The organism is uncultured Lactobacillus sp., from assembly GCF_946477725.1.
Lineage (GTDB): Bacteria > Bacillota > Bacilli > Lactobacillales > Lactobacillaceae > Lactobacillus.
Genome location: NZ_CAMKZC010000006.1, coordinates 36933 through 53167 on the forward strand (window position 1 = coordinate 36933; position 16235 = coordinate 53167).

Consider the following 16235-nt stretch of genomic DNA (forward strand, 5'->3'; position numbering starts at 1 on the left):
ATTTATGAAGGATCACACTACAAAAAAATTTGCGTATGTAACTGGGTTGAATGTTGTTATTACGGCCGCTGAATTTATTGGTGGATTTGTTTCGGGGTCTTTATCCTTATTATCAGACGCAGTTCATAATCTCAGCGATGTTGGTGCAATAATTATTTCGTTTGTAGCTCACATTATCAGCAATAGGCGCAATAATAGGAACAAAACTTTTGGTTATGAGCGGGCTGAAACTTTGGCTGCTTTTACCAATGGTATTATCTTAATATTAATCAGTATCGTCCTATTTATTGAAGCGATTGAAAGATTTTGGACACCTACCAAAATTAGTGGTGGCGTTATGCTTATCGTTGCCATTATTGGACTCGTGTCAAATGTAATTTCAATGCTCGTGATGAATCAAGGTAGCGAGCAGAATTTAAATGTGCGCTCTACATTTATGCATATGCTGAGTGATGCTCTTTCAAGCGTAGCAGTGGTAATAGGTGCCATTTTTATTTACTACTGGCATATTAGCTGGATTGATCCGTTAATGACCTTACTGGTTTCAGTTTTTGTGTTTCATGAAGCTTGTGAAATAACAGCCAAAGCAGCAAATGTCTTAATGGAATCCAATCCCGATATTGACCTGGAAGAAGTTAATAGAATTGTTTTATCGTTTCCAGAAATAAAAAACATTCATCATGTACATCTGTGGCGTTATAGCGATCGTTATATCATGCTTGATGCGCACGTTAATGTTGATCCTGATTTGACTGCTAGAAAGTTTGAATTACTGACTCAAAAAATTAGTGCAAAATTGCAAAAATTAGGTATTAACCATATTAATTTTCAAGTTGAATGTGAACGCGGAAAAAATGATAAAATGATTGTAACTGATCGAGAGTAAGTAGGAGAAAGATAATTTTGAAAATCAGTATTTTTACTGCTGTTATCGTTTTGATAGTCGGCTTATATGATATTGCCTATGCTTATAACAGACGGTACCGCAATCATAATCGAGGAGTAACTCCTTTTATGATATTAGGCATCATTTTTACTATTAGCGGTTTGATTTTAATCATAATGCACTGGGTAAAGTAAAATGGTTAAGTTGGTATTGTTAAGACATGGTGAAAGTACAGCCAATAAGTCTAATGTATATACAGGCTGGAACGATGTTGGTTTAACTGTTAAAGGACGAAAACAAGCAGAATCCGCCGGCAATTTGATTAGAGAAATTACCGATTTTAAGCCTACTCATATCCATACTTCTGTTTTAACTCGGGCAATTGTGACAGCTAATATAGTAGCTGATATTTGTCATTTTTTATATTTACCTGTTACTAAGACTTGGCGTTTAAACGAAAGACATTATGGCAAATTGCGTGGAATAAATAAAGATGAGTCACGCAGAATATTTGGTAAACAGCAAGTGTTAGAATGGCGACGTGGCTTTTACGCTGTTCCTCCTTTGGGTGAAAAAGTGATTTCAAGACGCTATGCCAGTTGTGACATTCACCTCTTGCCAAGAGCTGAAAGTCTTTATCAAACACAAAAGAGAGTGTTACCTTATTATCAAGATAATGTAGCCACCAGGTTAAAAATGGGTGAGGATCAATTAGTCGTGGCTCATGGTTCAAGTTTGCGCGCACTAATTAAAAAATTGGAGAATATCAATGATCACGATATTATCAAGCTTGAGGTGCCAAATGCAGAGCCCATAATTTATACTTTTGATCAACATTTAAAAATTATTGATAAAAAGATTTTACGCAGCTTTTAGTTCAATAGTAAGGATTTCTGCAATTATATGTTAAAATTTAATACGATATCATTTAAATTTTACATTTTTAGTTTGGAGTAGAGGCATGCGTAAAATATTTTTATTACGAGGCGCACCCGGCTCCGGTAAATCTTCATTTATTTCTCGTCATCACTTACAGCCATATGCAATTAGTCGTGATCAGATCAGATTGTTATTGGCGAATCTAACCTATTATTATGAAGAAGAAACAGATTGCTTACATCAAGTTATTCCCCGTTATGCAAACGAGCAAACGGAAAAAGTGGTGGATTACCTCGTAGAAGAAAAAATGAAACGTGGCGAAACAGTTATTGTAGATAGTACGCATATTTTTACGGAAAACATCGAACATTATCAACCCTGGGTCGAGCGTTATCATTATGAGTTATTTGTCGTTGATTTAATGTATCATAAAACTTTGCGAAATTTATTGAATCGTAATGAAATTCGCAGACAGTATGATTGGGTTAAGCCTAATGTGATTAGGGAAATGTTTTTATCATATCAAGATAACTTTGATGTGCCTGAGTGGGCGCATGTGATAAGCCCTAATCAGTTAGGTAAAGCATTATCGCAAAAGGAAAGTAATTTGGATCATTTTGCTCACGTCATCGCAATTCCTGATAAAGTTACAGAAGAGAACTTTCCTCATGTGCATATTTCCAATTTTTATTTTTCTTTTAATGATTTATTTACAGAAAAGTATGGTACATATCGTAATGTAGTTACGATTGGGAAAACCAAGGATGAAGTTGTCAATCAGTTTCGCTTACCGTTTTTTGTATTTAAATTTCATCACAAACATTTTTTGATTTCTGCTTATCCGGTTAGAAATGAAATGCTTGATCCTATTAAAAAGGTTAAAAGTGTTTGGTCATATTCTACGGGACTAGCTAATCCGGCTGATTTTTTGGAGCAATTTCCCCAAAGCCGGCCGCAGCATGTGCACCAGTTTAATTTATGTAAATTACATCCGGATAGATTATTACATATTTGGTAATAGCCTTGAAAAGAGTTTCGACCAAACGAAACTCTTTTTTAATATTGAGAATTCCTTTTCAAGCCTTGCTGGTAAATTATAATGAAGTATAATTTAATTGTCAGTATGTTGATAGCGCTTTTAAAAGGAAATGGATACAAATGAAAATTAAAGAACTCAAGCAAGAATTTAGTAAAATTTATCACCAAGAACCAATCAGCTGTTATTTTTCGCCTGGTAGAATTAACTTAATTGGTGAGCACACAGATTATAATGGAGGTCATGTGTTCCCTTGTGCAATATCTTTAGGAATTTATGGTGCAGCCAGTCCGCGGACTGATGAAAGATTTTGCTTTTATTCTGCTAATTTTGCCGATATGGGCGTAGTAGAAACTGATATGCGCCAGCTGCAGTTTGCAAAGGAAGATTCATGGGCAAACTACGCAAAAGGGATGCTTCATTTTATGCTCGAAGATGGGGCAAAGATTGATCATGGTCTTAATATTTATATTAATGGCAATATTCCTGATGGTGCCGGATTATCTTCGTCTGCAGCCTTAGAAATGTTAATTGGCATTTTATTGCAGGATCAGTTTAAACTAACTTTTTCTAAGTTAGAAATCGTCAAGCTGGGAGTCAAAACCGAAAATGACTTTATTGGCGTCAATTCTGGCATTATGGATCAATATGCAGTTGCTATGAGTAAAAAAGATCACGCCATTCTGCTTGATACTGAAAAGGTAGAGTCTGAGCTGGTACCACTTGACTTGAAAGATAATGTCATTGTTATTATGAATACGAACAAGAAGAGGACCTTAGCAGATTCAAAATATAATGAACGTAGAGCAGAATGTGAAAAGGGACTGCACTTTTTGCAGGAGAAACTGTCAATTCAGTCGCTTGGTGAATTGGATAATTTAACTTTTGATGAGAATAGTTATCTTTTGCCAACAAAAAACCTGCTGAAACGCTGCCGTCACGCAGTCTGGGAAAATGAACGCACATTAAACGCTGAAAAAGCACTGCAAAAGGGTGATTTAAATGAATTTGGTCACTTAATGAATGCTTCACACGTCTCTTTAGAGTATGACTATGAAGTGACGGGTAAAGAACTTGATACATTGGTTCATACTGCCTGGAAACAGCCTGGAGTTTTAGGTGCAAGAATGACTGGTGCCGGTTTTGGTGGCTGTGCAATAGCTTTAGTTGCCAAAAATAAAGTTGAAGCTTTTGAAAAAAATGTCGCTGATATTTATCAAGAAGAAATTGGCTATTTACCTTCATTTTATATTGCAGACACTGCTGATGGTACAAAAGTTTTATAATGTTGGAAAGTTGAGATGGATAAAACGAATCTAATTGATAATTTTATTACGCAAGTTATTGCCCACAGCGATTTTACTGAACTTGATCGTATTTATTTGAGAAATAGAATTTTGGCCCTTGTTGGTGATGAAGTCAGAAAAGTAACAACCAATAAGGAAGATCTACTGGATCTTAAAGACGAGTTGATTCAAGCTGCTCAAAATTCAGGAAAGTGCCCAGCTAATAATTCCGCTCGGGATGTACTTGATGCACAATTAATGAATTTGATTGTCCCCAGACCAAGCATTGTTAACCACGACTTTTGGCAAACTTATGAGAGCTCACCACAAAAAGCGATAGCTGATTTTTACCAAATGGGTAAAGATAGTGATTATATTAAAACTAGAGCTATTGCAAAAAATATTTATTTTACAGCTGCAAGTAAATATGGCGATCTAGAAATTACGATTAATCTTTCCAAACCGGAAAAAGATCCTAAAGAAATTGCTGCAGCTAAAAATGCCAAAGTAAAATCATATCCAAAGTGCCAATTATGTATGGAGAATGAGGGTTACCTTGGTCATATAAATTATCCTGCGCGCACCAATCACCGTATCATTCGCTTTCATTTAGGAGATGAAACCTGGGGCTTTCAATATTCTCCTTATGCATATTTTAATGAGCACTGCATTTTCTTAGCGCCAAAGCATGAGCTAATGGTAATCAATAAACAAACTTTTGCCAATTTGCTGGAAATTGTGGCTAAATTTCCGGGCTATTTTGTTGGTAGCAATGCGGATTTGCCAATCGTAGGCGGTTCAATTTTAGCGCACGAACATTATCAGGGGGGCAAGCATCGCTTTCCGATGGAGAAAGCACCAATTGTTAAAGAACTTAACTTTAAGGGATTTGATGATGTCAAGGCGGGTATTGTCAAGTGGCCTATGTCTGTGATCCGTTTACGCGGTCTGAATAAAAATAACTTAATCAAATTAGCAAATAAAATTTTAATAAACTGGCGTGATTATAGTGATGAAAAAGTAGCAGTTCGGGCATTTACTAACAGTATACCTCACCATACTATTACTCCAATTGCTCGATTACATGGACAAACTTATGAACTTGATTTAGTTCTAAGAGACAATCAAACTTCAGATAAATATCCTGATGGAATTTTTCATCCCCATGCTGATGTACAACACATTAAAAAAGAAAATATCGGCTTAATTGAAGTAATGGGATTAGCAATTTTTCCGCCGCGTTTGAAGCCAGAGTTGCTTGAGGTTAAAAAATTTTTGCTTAACCAGCCTAACAGTATTGCACCTATGCATCTTGAGTGGGCTAAGGAAATTAGCCGTAAGTATGAAGTCACTAATGCAAATGTAGATCAAATTCTGCAAAAAGAACTAGGTCTTGTTTTTGCTCGCGTTTTGGAAGACGCAGGAGTTTTCAAACAAACTTTAGAGGGCAAAGCAGCTTTTATGCGTTTTGTTAAGAAAGTAGGTCTATGTTAAGTTTTTAATTTTATTTAAGTAATCATATGAATAAAGGCAACAATAAGAGCATTTTTTAATAGGGGAAAATTAGTTTTTTTTTAACTTTTTTTCATACTATTTTAGTTTATAATTGATATTATACATGATATAGTTATTCAAAGATATATTTGTTAAGAGGACTTCTGCTAATGCTAAAACGAACCCAAAAATTTATTCTTATTTTTCTAATTATTTATTTTCTTTTGATTACCTGGCAGTTTTTTATAGCCGCTAAATCTGAAGCAGGATTAATACCATTAAAGGGCAAAGCAGTTGAAATTTCTGTTATGCTTTTCTTTTCAATTCAACCGAATGGTTGGAACGAAAATATTATAAATTTAGTTATTTTGTTGGCCTTGGTACCTATCTTTGGAGCCGGTCTCTTAATCTATTTTAAAAATAATAATATGTTTAGCGCTGTCCAGCAAAGAGTCGGATATCATGGCTTTATCAAAGCAGGGATTATTAACTCCTTTATTATTGGGGTGGTATTTTCTTTATTAACTAATTTTTACCAGTTAGCATTAATTAATTTATTTTATTATCCATTTTTCTTTAAAACCAGACCTATAGAATTATACATTGGTGCCAGACCAGGATATTTTTCTACTAACCAGCTAATCGACTTATGTTCATACGTTACCTTAGCCGCTATAGGCTGGGGTATTTTTGCTATTTTAATTTTCAGTATTGGTCTTTTTGTATCAAAAAATAGTATTTACCTAGTTTTAGGACCGTGTGTAGGGATGGGTTTAACCTTATTGTCGATCATAATATCGCGGCTTGGCAATGAATTTTTGCTCTTCCTCTCGTATTTGTGGTTTCCATTTGCTGTACTTGCACCGGGACAGTTTGCGTTAGGATCTCGCTTGCCACCGATTAATTCATATTTGCTTTTTGTTTTGGTTGCATTGCTTTATCTGTTATTTGCTGCTTACTTAATCAAACTGTGGCAGCAGAAAAGAAAGCTGGGCTAATTATGCGCTTAAAGCGAATATCTCTTAGACTTGTTTTAAATGGTTTTATCGTATTTTTTATAGGACTAATGGGAAGCATTATACTTATAAAAACAGGTTCACCGGAAACCATGGAATTGCCAAACGAATACCTCAATTTTCACATGGTATCACTGTATTTGCAGCCAGCGGTCCTCTTGCTATTTTATAAGCAGATACTTACTTTTCGTAACATCAACGTGTTTGTGACGGTGCGAAAAAAGAATAAGTCGATGATCATGTACTTAATAGTACTGGCTACAATTTATTGTTTAATTTTTGTATTAGGTCTTTTTGTTCCGTATTTTTTTACTGATTACCCTTTATTTAAATTTGGTAATCCAATTGTGGGCATTGAACTCATACTACTACATGTCCTGGTTTTTTTGCTTCTACTTTGGCTGTTAGTCGGTGGCTATAACTGGCATAGCCCTTATTTATTATTGCTAATGGCGATAATCATAGATTTAATTTATCACTACTATATAGAAAAAAATATTTTAATAAATTATAGTCCCGTGTATGACGAGTTATATCGGGCTATCCATGAAATTTATGGTGGCTTTTAAGGAGAAATAATGTTAGAGCTTAAGCAGATAAAAAAGTCATTTGGTCAGAAGCTGGTTTTAAAAAGCGTATCTTTGACAGCTAAGCCAGGAGAACTAATTCATATTTCAGGTATTAACGGTTCTGGAAAGTCTACCATTTTTAAGATTATTACCGGCTTGTTAAAGGCTGACAGCGGTGAAATTAAGCTGGATGAAAATGATATTGTTGGGGCATTAATTGAAAATCCCAATTTTTTGGAATATGAGTCAGCCATGTCTAACCTTCATTTTCTGGCTAATCTTAACAAGCGCTTTAATGAGAAAGAAGTTAGGGATTTACTACAGTACTTTATGCTTGATCCTGACAATCCGGAACCCATAGTCAAGTATTCTGTTGGTATGAGGCAAAAGGTGGGCATCATCCAGGCTGTGATGGAAAACCAAAATATTATTTTGCTTGATGAGCCGACACGTGGAATTGATCAAGAGAGTATTGGCTTATTTGTAGCTATGCTTAAAAAATTAAGACAGCAAAATAAAATTATAGTGGTTGCCAGCCATGATCAAATTAATGAGCTTAAATATGATCGTCAATTTGTATTGAAGAAGGGAATACTGCGAGAAAAGCAAAAATAGCTTTAAGTACTTATTCAAAGTGTATAAAAAAGCATTGGGAAAACTGCTAGGTGATATAACCACCAAATTTCTCAATGCTTTTTAATATTTAACTTTTTGAACGGAAATAATAACTTTATTTAAAAGCCAAAGCGCCCATTGGATCCCATGGTAATAATTGAATCGGATCTTTAGCTCCTTCATCAAAGGCTGTTCTTAAATCATCAGGTAAGAATTTCTTGTTAATAACTGCTTGGTAGACAAATTGGTCAAACCATGAGTCACTCATTACAAAATAGCCCTTAAAGCCTGGCTTTTCTCCCCATGAATTTTCAATCTTCCACTTAGTTGGCTTATCATCTACTAAGTCGACACCGGTAATAACCATAGCATGATCCATCATGCTTTCGCTAGAATCAAGTTTATCACCCTTAGACATTGAAAAATCAACGTCAAATAATTCATCACGTTTGTAAATATTGGTATCAAGCAAGCCTAGCTGTCTTTCTGAATCCTTACCAACATTTGAACCAAACCAAACAACTTCTCCGGCTTTCAGTTGTTTAATAATCAAGTCTTTCATTTCAGAAATTTTGACGTTAAGGTGACGTACTTGTCTGCCGCCAACAACATTACCTAAGTATTCAACTGAAAAGACTTGGTGATATGGCTTGTCATCAGTAGGAGAGTTAATGAGTGAAACATGATCTTCCAAGTTCATGCCTACAAATCTATCAAAGAATTCTTTAGGAGTAATACCGGCTTCACGGTGGTAATTACCTTCATCATCTTTATATTCAAAGTCAAATTTCTTTGGTGGTACGCCTAATGAAATAGCTAAAATGCGGAAAACATCGTTTAAAAATTCATTTTTGCGTTGCTCAATCTCGTCTTCTGACTTACCTGCGTTGACTAAAGCACGTAGTTCTAAGCCATCTTTGCGCAACAGAGTGTTTAAAGTATCGTTTAAAGCGCCAGAATTGTTCGAATTGGCAGTTTCTGGATAAACAGACTTAGGAACAATACCATACTTTTCAACTAATCCACATAACATGTCCCATTGACCACCATCTTGTTGCGGGGTTGCGAACAGGAAGCTGACTTTACGGTCACCGAGCGGTTTCTTTGCTGACGAAATAACATTTTCAAAGAAGAAGTTTGATTTTTCAAATTTGTCCCAAAAATTAGTGTAATTTTGGGATAATTCAAAATCCTTAATCTTATATTCTTTTTGCAATGGGTGACGCATAGTATTTAATGCAGAAAACATCCAGCAGCGACCAGACTGCTTTTGATCAGCAGGTTTACCGGTATCAATCTCTACGGAAAAAGTAGGTGTTAAATCAATTTTTGATTGCAAATTTTGACTTGCCTTAAAAATGCCGTTTTCTTGAGCAGCATGACTGGCAATATTAATTCCAGCATGATTTGATAAGTCTTTTGTAAATTTATCAATGGCTGCACTTGTAATTTCTTTTGTCATTTATATTAAAATCCTCCTTAAACAAACTAATACTATTTTAGCCTAACTAAATAAAGTAGTCTATCTTTGAAAATTTAATTATTGTTAAAAATATATTTGCTTTTGCTTTACCTATTTAATCTGAAATGTTTATATATTTTTGTTTGCTGGATTTGGCTTATGATACCAGATCGAATGAAATTCCGAATGCTTCTCAAAGTATTTAATAACTAAAGGATCAAGTGGCCAAACAGGTAAGTGAGATTCTTGAGCAATAAACATTACTGTTGCCATTTGTTTGTGTAAAATCTTGTTACTGTCTATTTTGGGGTTGATAAAGAAATGGTTCATTATCCAGACAGCAGCGTCTTTGCGCTTAATTTTATCCATGGTCCAGCTGCAAATAGTTTCGCCATTATCATCATCTTCGCGAAAAAATTGGTGAGGGTTATCTAAGTTAAACATTTATTCTTCCTTCAAACTTTAATATTTCAGCTAATTTTACCAAACTAATTATATAAGATTTTAAAACACAGCAGTAAATTAATGTAAAATAGTGTTTAAAGATTTTTAAAGGAGATAACATGGAGAAAATTCGGGGCTTTGAAATTGTATCTAAATATAAAAATAAAAATGTGGCGTTACCTAGAAGACAAACAATTGCCAGCGCAGGCTATGATTTAGCAGCAGCAAAAGACGTTTTAATTCCCAGTATTTGGCGGCTTAATTTTGTGCGTATTTTTCGGTTAATTCGTAATGGTCATCAGCTATACGAACAAGACTATGAAATGGCCGAACATGTGCTCAAGCCGTTTTTGATTCCGACAGGTGTAAAGGCTTATATGCCTGAAGATGAAGTGTTAATATTGGCTAACCGCTCTTCAAATACTTTTAAAAAAAATCTTTCTTTGCCAAATGGCGTGGGCGTCATCGATGCGGATTATTACAATAATGATGACAATGAAGGTGAAATTTTCGTGCAGTTAATTAATTATGGTGTTAGACCAATTCAGATTCACAAGGGGGATCGTATTGGTCAGGGAATTTTTGTGCATTATTTAAAAACCGACAATGACTTGCCTATTGACAGGCAAAGGCTAAGCGGTTTTGGCTCAACTAATAAGAAGGAAAGCTAAATGGCAAAACTTAAAACAAAGTATAAATGTCGTTCTTGTGGCTATATTTCTGCCAGCTATTTAGGACGCTGTCCTAATTGCGGTGCCTGGAATCAGTTTGAAAAGGAAACTGAAGCGGTGCAAAATCGTTCAACTAAAGGCAGTCCTAGTCGCTTGATCAAGAAAACCGGAATAAGTGAACCGGTTAAGCTGGAAAACGTTAAGGCTGAAAAAGAAGAACGCATTCAGACTAGTATGGAAGAATTGAACAGGGTTTTAGGTGGAGGAATTGTGCCAGGATCCCTAGTCTTAATCGGTGGTGATCCAGGAATTGGCAAGTCGACTTTAATGTTGCAAATCATGAGCGAACTAGCTGGTAAATATAAAGTATTGTACGTTTCCGGTGAAGAATCAGCTAATCAAATCAAGTTAAGAGCAGATCGCTTGGGACTGCCGGCTAATGATATGATGCTTTATCCAGAAACTGATATGGAAGATATTCGCCAGCAAATTGCCGATTTAGCACCTGACTTTGTTGTCATTGACTCAATTCAAACTATGAATGAACCTAGCTTAGACTCAATGACGGGTTCAGCATCACAAGTAAGGGAAGTTACAAGTGAGTTAATGAAAATAGCCAAAATGGATGCTATTACCGTTTTTGTTATCGGCCATGTTACAAAGGAAGGAGCAATTGCCGGCCCTAAAATTTTGGAGCACATGGTTGACACTGTTCTTTATTTTGAAGGTGATGAACACCATGCCTACCGTATTTTGCATTCCGTTAAAAACAGATTTGGCGCAGCTAATGAAATCGGCATGTTTGAAATGGTTAATAATGGTTTAAAAGAAGTTACTAACCCGTCTGCTATTTTTTTGGATGAGCGTTTACCGAAGTCAACCGGGTCTGCTATAGTCGTTTCACTCGAAGGGACTCGTCCTATTTTGGCAGAGATTCAGGCATTAGTTACACCCACTGCTTTTGGCTATGCTAAAAGAACTACATCTGGTATTGACTATAATCGTGCGGGATTATTGCTGGCTGTTCTAGAAAAACGAGGCAACTTGATGTTGCAAAATCAGGACGTCTATTTAACAGCTACCGGTGGAATACGCCTTAACGAACCCGCTGTCGATTTGGCTGTAGTGATGGCTATCGCGTCAAGCTATAAAAATCAGGAAATTTTGCCCACAGATTGTTTTGTAGGCGAAGTCGGTTTAACTGGTGAAGTAAGGCGAGTTAATCAAATAGATGCGCGAATTAAGGAAGCAGCTAAAACTGGGTTTAAGCGTATTTTTATTCCCAAACATAATATGCATACCAGCCTGAAAAAGGCCGATATTGAAATTATTCCGGTTTCAAGTATTCCGCAAGCATTAAAACTGGTTTTAGGCTAACGAATATTGAACTTTTTGACTATTACGCGTAAACTTAAATTGTTTATATTTACTTTTTGAAAGAGGCATGAATTTTGGCTAAACAAAAAATTCGGGTAAGATATGCCCCAAGTCCAACGGGGCATTTACATATTGGTAATGCACGGACTGCGCTATTTAATTACTTATTCGCGCGGCATAATAAGGGAACTTTTGTTTTAAGAATTGAGGATACGGACCAGAAACGTAATGTTGCAGGCGGCTCAGAGTCGCAAATGGAAAACCTGCACTGGCTCGGCATCGATTGGGATGAAGGTCCTGATAAAGGTGGCGCTTATGGCCCATACCGTCAATCTGAGCGTAAGGATATTTACAATAAATATATTAAACAGCTGATTGATGAGGGTAAAGCCTATTATTCTTATAAAACTGAAGAAGAATTGGAAGAGCAGCGTGAAGAACAGCGGGCAATGGGCATTGCGCCCCACTATACCTACGAATATGAAGGCATGACAGCTGCTGAAATTGCTCAAAAGCAAGAAGAAGCAGAAAAGAAGGGCTTAAAGCCGGTTGTTCGTATCCACATTCCTGAAATGGAAACATATTCTTGGGATGATATTGTTAAGGGACATCTAAGTTTCGAATCTGATACCATTGGTGGCGATTTTGTCATTCAAAAGCGCGATGGTATGCCAACTTATAACTTCGCTGTTGTTGTTGATGATCACCTGATGGAAATCACTCATGTTTTGCGGGGAGATGATCACGTTTCAAATACCCCAAAACAATTAGCAGTTTATGAAGCTTTAGGCTGGGAGCCACCAAAGTTTGGTCATATGACTTTGATTATTAATTCTGAAACTGGTAAGAAACTTTCTAAGCGTGATGAATCAGTTTTACAATTCATTGAGCAATATAGAGATTTAGGCTATTTGCCTGATGCAATGTTTAACTTTATTACTTTATTGGGCTGGTCTCCGGTAGGCGAAAGTGAAATTTTCAGTCAACGAGAATTAATTAAGCAATTTGATCCTGCGCGTTTGTCAAATTCTCCTGCTGCTTTTGACCAGAAAAAACTGGAATGGATTAACAACCAGTATATTAAGAAAGCTGACCGGGACACTCTTTTGGATTTAGCACTTAACAATCTGCAGGAAGCTGGTTTGGTTGAAAAAGATCCCAATCCGGAAAAGATGGAATGGGTAAGGCAATTGGTTAATATTTATTCTGTACAAATGTCTTATACAAAACAAATTGTGGATTTGGCTAAGATCTTCTTCAACGCACCTAAAGATTTAAGTGAAAAAGAAATTGCGGAAATTCGTCAGGATGAAGCCAGACCAGTAATTGAGGAATTTAAAAAACAAATTGATTTAATTCCCCGTTTTACTGCACCGCAAATTATGAATGCGGTACAAGCAACTCGTCAAGCAACTGGGATTAAGGGCAGACGCTTGTTTATGCCAATTCGAATTGCTACTACCAGGTCAATGGTAGGACCAGGAATTGGCGAAGCGATGGAGCTCTTAGGCAAAAAACGTGTATTAGAGCATCTGGACTTAACATTAAAACAAATGAGTGAAAATGGCTTGTAAATAAAAGCAGCGTATTATTCCGTTATTGAATGAGTAATACGCTGTTTTAGTGTACATTTGAAAGAAACTTGGCTACATTAAGATTAAATCTTTTGCTTGTTAGGATTTGTCACGGTTTCTGGTAAAATGAGAATATAAGATTTTAGAAAGGCAAGTCAGCCGCTGTGAAAATTTATAATACTTTAACTAATACAAAGGAAGAATTTAAGCCGATAGTCCCAGGACAAGTGACAATGTATGTTTGTGGACCAACGGTATATAATTACATTCATATTGGTAATGCCAGAAGCGTCATTGCTTTTGACACAATCAGACGTTATTTAGAATTTCGTGGGTTCAAGGTTAACTATGTGTCCAATTTTACAGATGTAGATGACAAGATGATTGCTGAAGCTCAAACTGAACATCTGACTGTCCCTGATTTGGCTGCAAGATATATTAAAGCTTACCTAGCAGATATTGCTGCTTTAAATGTTGAGCCTGCTACTAAAAATCCTCGTGCTACGCATGAAATCACTGCGATTATCAAATTTATCCAAAAACTAATTGATAAAGGATATGCCTATGAATCAGATGGGGATGTCTATTATCATGCCCGGAAATTTAAGCACTATGGTCAACTTAGTAGTCAAAACATTTCCGAACTTGAAGAAGGGGCTTCTAAGCATATTAATGCTGCAGAACAAGAGCGAAAAAAAGACCCGATTGATTTTGCCTTATGGAAAAAGCAAAAAAGTTCAGCTGAAATAGCTTGGAAATCGCCTTGGGGAATGGGTCGGCCTGGTTGGCACATAGAATGTTCAGTGATGGCTATTAAATATTTGGGAGAAACCATTGATATTCATGGTGGGGGCCAAGACCTGGAATTTCCCCATCACGAAAATGAAATTGCACAAAGTGAAGCTGTAACAGGAAAAACCTTTGTTCATTACTGGATGCACAATGGTTTTGTGACAGTCGGGGCAGATGCAGAAAAAATGTCTAAGTCACTGCACAATTTCGTGACTGTCCACGATTTACTGCAAGAAGTGGATCCACAAGTATTGCGCTTTTTTATGGCAAGCGTTCAATATCGCAGACAAATTAACTATTCAGCGGAAAATCTAAAACAGGCGCAAATTATTTTACAGCGGTTCAAAAATACATTTAATAACCTGGAATACCGCCTAAAAGATGATTCAACTAGTGAAAAGTCAGAATTTCTAGCCGCTAAAATTAAAGATACTGAGCAAAAATTTGTCACAGCTATGGACGATGACTTTAATGTGCAAAATGCTTTAACTGCCATTTACGATTTATTACCAGAAATAAATGCTAATATTAATGCTAAAAATGCTGATAAAGGTGCTCTTAAAAAAGCGGCTAAGCTTTTAACAAGCTGGCTGGCTGTTTTTGGAATAGATGTACAGCGCTTAATTACCACTGAAAATCAAAATGAGGATGAGCAAGTTCTGCGACTAATTAAAAAACGTGAAAAAGCACGTAAAAATAAAGATTGGGCACAAAGCGATGCGCTGCGTGATGAATTAAAGCAAATGGGCATCACAGTTGAAGATACCCCGCAAGGAACGAGGTGGCTACGTGAGTAAAACTAAAATAATGATAGAAAATGATGTTAATCCAGAAACGTTAAATGGGCAAACTTTAGCTTATCTCGGTGATGCTGTTTATGAAATATTTATTAGGCGTCACCTCATCAAATGTGGCATTGTTAAACCCCAATCTTTGCAAAGACGGGCAACCCATTATGTTTCGGCTAAGGCACAGGCAGCATTAATTACCAAACTGCAAGAAGATAATCTGCTGACAGCAGATGAAATTGCAACTTTTCATCGCGGAAGAAATTCAAAAACTTATACGAAAGCCAAAAACACCAGTTTAGCCACTTACCAATTATCTACAGGTTTTGAGGCAGTTTGGGGCTACTTGGAACTTTTAAACAAAAGAAATCGCATTGAAGAATTAACTGAGTGGTGTATTAAAACCATTGAGAATGGGGGCATTGAAAAGTATGACTTCAAGTGACAAGGATTTTGTCTATGGCCGGCATGCTGGACTGGATTATTTAAGAACACAAGATGCTGATCACATTAACAAAATTTTCTTGCAACAAGGAATAAAGGAAAATTTTGCTAATGAGGTTTTTGCTCTGGCTAAGCAAAAGGGCTTAATTATACAAACTGTTCCTAAAAGTAAATTGGATAAGTTAGTTCAGGGTGAGAATCATCAAGGACTAGTTTTAACAGTTGCGAGTTTCGAATATGCTAATTTGGAACAATTATTAGAGCAATTTGCAAATACCAAAGAGGATCCATTTTTATTAATGCTTGATTCAATTGAAGATCCGCACAATTTAGGCTCTATTTTAAGAACAGCCGATGCAACTGGGGTTGATGCAATTATCATTCCTAAAAGAAGAGCTACCGGTTTAACTTCTGTAGTGGCCAAAACTTCGACTGGTGCGATTGATTATGTGCCAGTAGCACGGGTAAACAATCTTGTACAAACTGCAAAGATGCTTAAAAAGCGAGGCTATTGGCTTTTTGGTACTGATATGAAAGGCACAGATTATCGTCAATGGAATAGTAATGGTAAAACAGTTTTGGTAATCGGCAATGAAGGCAAAGGAATATCACGACTGCTTAAAGAGCAGATGGATCAGATGTTGACTTTACCCATGGTCGGTCATGTACAATCACTTAATGCCAGCGTCGCCACAGGTGTTTTGCTTTATCAGATGCTTAATAGTAGAAATCCACTCCCATAATTTCTTAACACTTTGGTTTAACCAGAGTGTTTTTTTATTGCAAAATTCTAAAAAACTTTTTTAAGTTTAATGCAGCTTTAACAAATTTAACTTTTTGTCATGGCTAAGTTAACACAAAAAAATAGTTGCTGAATTTGAACCTAAGTTCGATTTTTAGGA

16 protein-coding genes are annotated in these 16235 nt (G+C 36.2%); 14 read left to right on the forward strand and 2 right to left on the reverse strand.

Features of this window, described 5'->3' with window-relative positions:
• The first annotated feature begins 4 nt into the window (after positions 1–4).
• The 8 genes from Q0R51_RS04115 (at position 5) to Q0R51_RS04150 (ending at position 7781) form a co-directional block, all read left to right on the forward strand.
• Positions 5–886, forward strand: coding sequence for a cation diffusion facilitator family transporter (locus Q0R51_RS04115; protein ID WP_122052728.1), 882 nt, complete (start codon positions 5–7; stop codon positions 884–886).
• 17 nt (positions 887–903) lie between these two features.
• Positions 904–1080 carry a hypothetical protein gene (locus Q0R51_RS04120; protein WP_233558047.1) on the forward strand — a complete coding sequence of 59 codons (177 nt, stop codon included), beginning with the start codon at positions 904–906 and terminating at the stop codon, positions 1078–1080.
• A gap of 1 nt (position 1081) precedes the next feature.
• On the forward strand, positions 1082–1762 hold the full coding sequence (locus Q0R51_RS04125; protein WP_122052727.1) for a 2,3-diphosphoglycerate-dependent phosphoglycerate mutase: 681 nt from the start codon (positions 1082–1084) through the stop codon (positions 1760–1762).
• An 85-nt stretch (positions 1763–1847) separates the two neighbouring features.
• Entirely contained in the window at positions 1848–2783 is a 936-nt protein-coding gene (locus tag Q0R51_RS04130; RefSeq protein ID WP_046325301.1) for an AAA family ATPase, read from the forward strand.
• Positions 2784–2923: 140 nt separating this feature from the next.
• Positions 2924–4087 carry a galactokinase gene (locus Q0R51_RS04135; protein ID WP_122052726.1) on the forward strand — a complete coding sequence of 388 codons (1164 nt, stop codon included), beginning with the start codon at positions 2924–2926 and terminating at the stop codon, positions 4085–4087.
• 15 nt (positions 4088–4102) lie between these two features.
• Complete coding sequence (galT, locus tag Q0R51_RS04140) at positions 4103–5581, forward strand: UDP-glucose--hexose-1-phosphate uridylyltransferase (RefSeq protein ID WP_122052725.1); 1479 nt, start codon at positions 4103–4105, stop codon at positions 5579–5581.
• A gap of 170 nt (positions 5582–5751) precedes the next feature.
• Entirely contained in the window at positions 5752–6579 is an 828-nt protein-coding gene (locus tag Q0R51_RS04145) for a hypothetical protein (protein ID WP_122052724.1), read from the forward strand.
• A 596-nt stretch (positions 6580–7175) separates the two neighbouring features.
• Positions 7176–7781, forward strand: a complete 606-nt coding sequence (locus tag Q0R51_RS04150) for an ATP-binding cassette domain-containing protein (protein WP_122052722.1) — start codon at positions 7176–7178, stop codon at positions 7779–7781.
• Between the two features lie 115 nt (positions 7782–7896).
• Here Q0R51_RS04150 and pepC read toward each other — a convergent pair whose 3' ends face one another.
• Positions 7897–9243 carry an aminopeptidase C gene (pepC, locus tag Q0R51_RS04155; RefSeq protein WP_122052721.1) on the reverse strand — a complete coding sequence of 449 codons (1347 nt, stop codon included), beginning with the start codon at positions 9241–9243 and terminating at the stop codon, positions 7897–7899.
• A gap of 129 nt (positions 9244–9372) precedes the next feature.
• On the reverse strand, positions 9373–9687 hold the full coding sequence (locus Q0R51_RS04160) for a hypothetical protein (protein WP_122052720.1): 315 nt from the start codon (positions 9685–9687) through the stop codon (positions 9373–9375).
• A gap of 119 nt (positions 9688–9806) precedes the next feature.
• Between Q0R51_RS04160 and Q0R51_RS04165 the strand changes: the two genes are divergently transcribed.
• From Q0R51_RS04165 to rlmB, 6 genes are all read left to right on the forward strand, one after another.
• A complete protein-coding gene (locus Q0R51_RS04165; protein ID WP_046325293.1) occupies positions 9807–10358 on the forward strand; it encodes a dUTP diphosphatase in 552 nt (183 codons plus the stop codon).
• On the forward strand, positions 10359–11735 hold the full coding sequence (radA, locus tag Q0R51_RS04170) for a DNA repair protein RadA (RefSeq protein ID WP_122052719.1): 1377 nt from the start codon (positions 10359–10361) through the stop codon (positions 11733–11735).
• Positions 11736–11809: 74 nt separating this feature from the next.
• Complete coding sequence (gene gltX, locus Q0R51_RS04175; RefSeq protein ID WP_294756933.1) at positions 11810–13309, forward strand: glutamate--tRNA ligase; 1500 nt, start codon at positions 11810–11812, stop codon at positions 13307–13309.
• A gap of 164 nt (positions 13310–13473) precedes the next feature.
• Positions 13474–14898 carry a cysteine--tRNA ligase gene (gene cysS, locus Q0R51_RS04180; RefSeq protein ID WP_294756936.1) on the forward strand — a complete coding sequence of 475 codons (1425 nt, stop codon included), beginning with the start codon at positions 13474–13476 and terminating at the stop codon, positions 14896–14898.
• Positions 14891–15334, forward strand: a complete 444-nt coding sequence (locus tag Q0R51_RS04185; protein ID WP_046325289.1) for a Mini-ribonuclease 3 — start codon at positions 14891–14893, stop codon at positions 15332–15334. The genes cysS and Q0R51_RS04185 overlap by 8 nt, the downstream gene beginning before the upstream one ends.
• A complete protein-coding gene (gene rlmB, locus Q0R51_RS04190; protein WP_294756939.1) occupies positions 15321–16076 on the forward strand; it encodes a 23S rRNA (guanosine(2251)-2'-O)-methyltransferase RlmB in 756 nt (251 codons plus the stop codon). The genes Q0R51_RS04185 and rlmB overlap by 14 nt, the downstream gene beginning before the upstream one ends.
• The last annotated feature ends 159 nt before the right edge of the window (positions 16077–16235 follow it).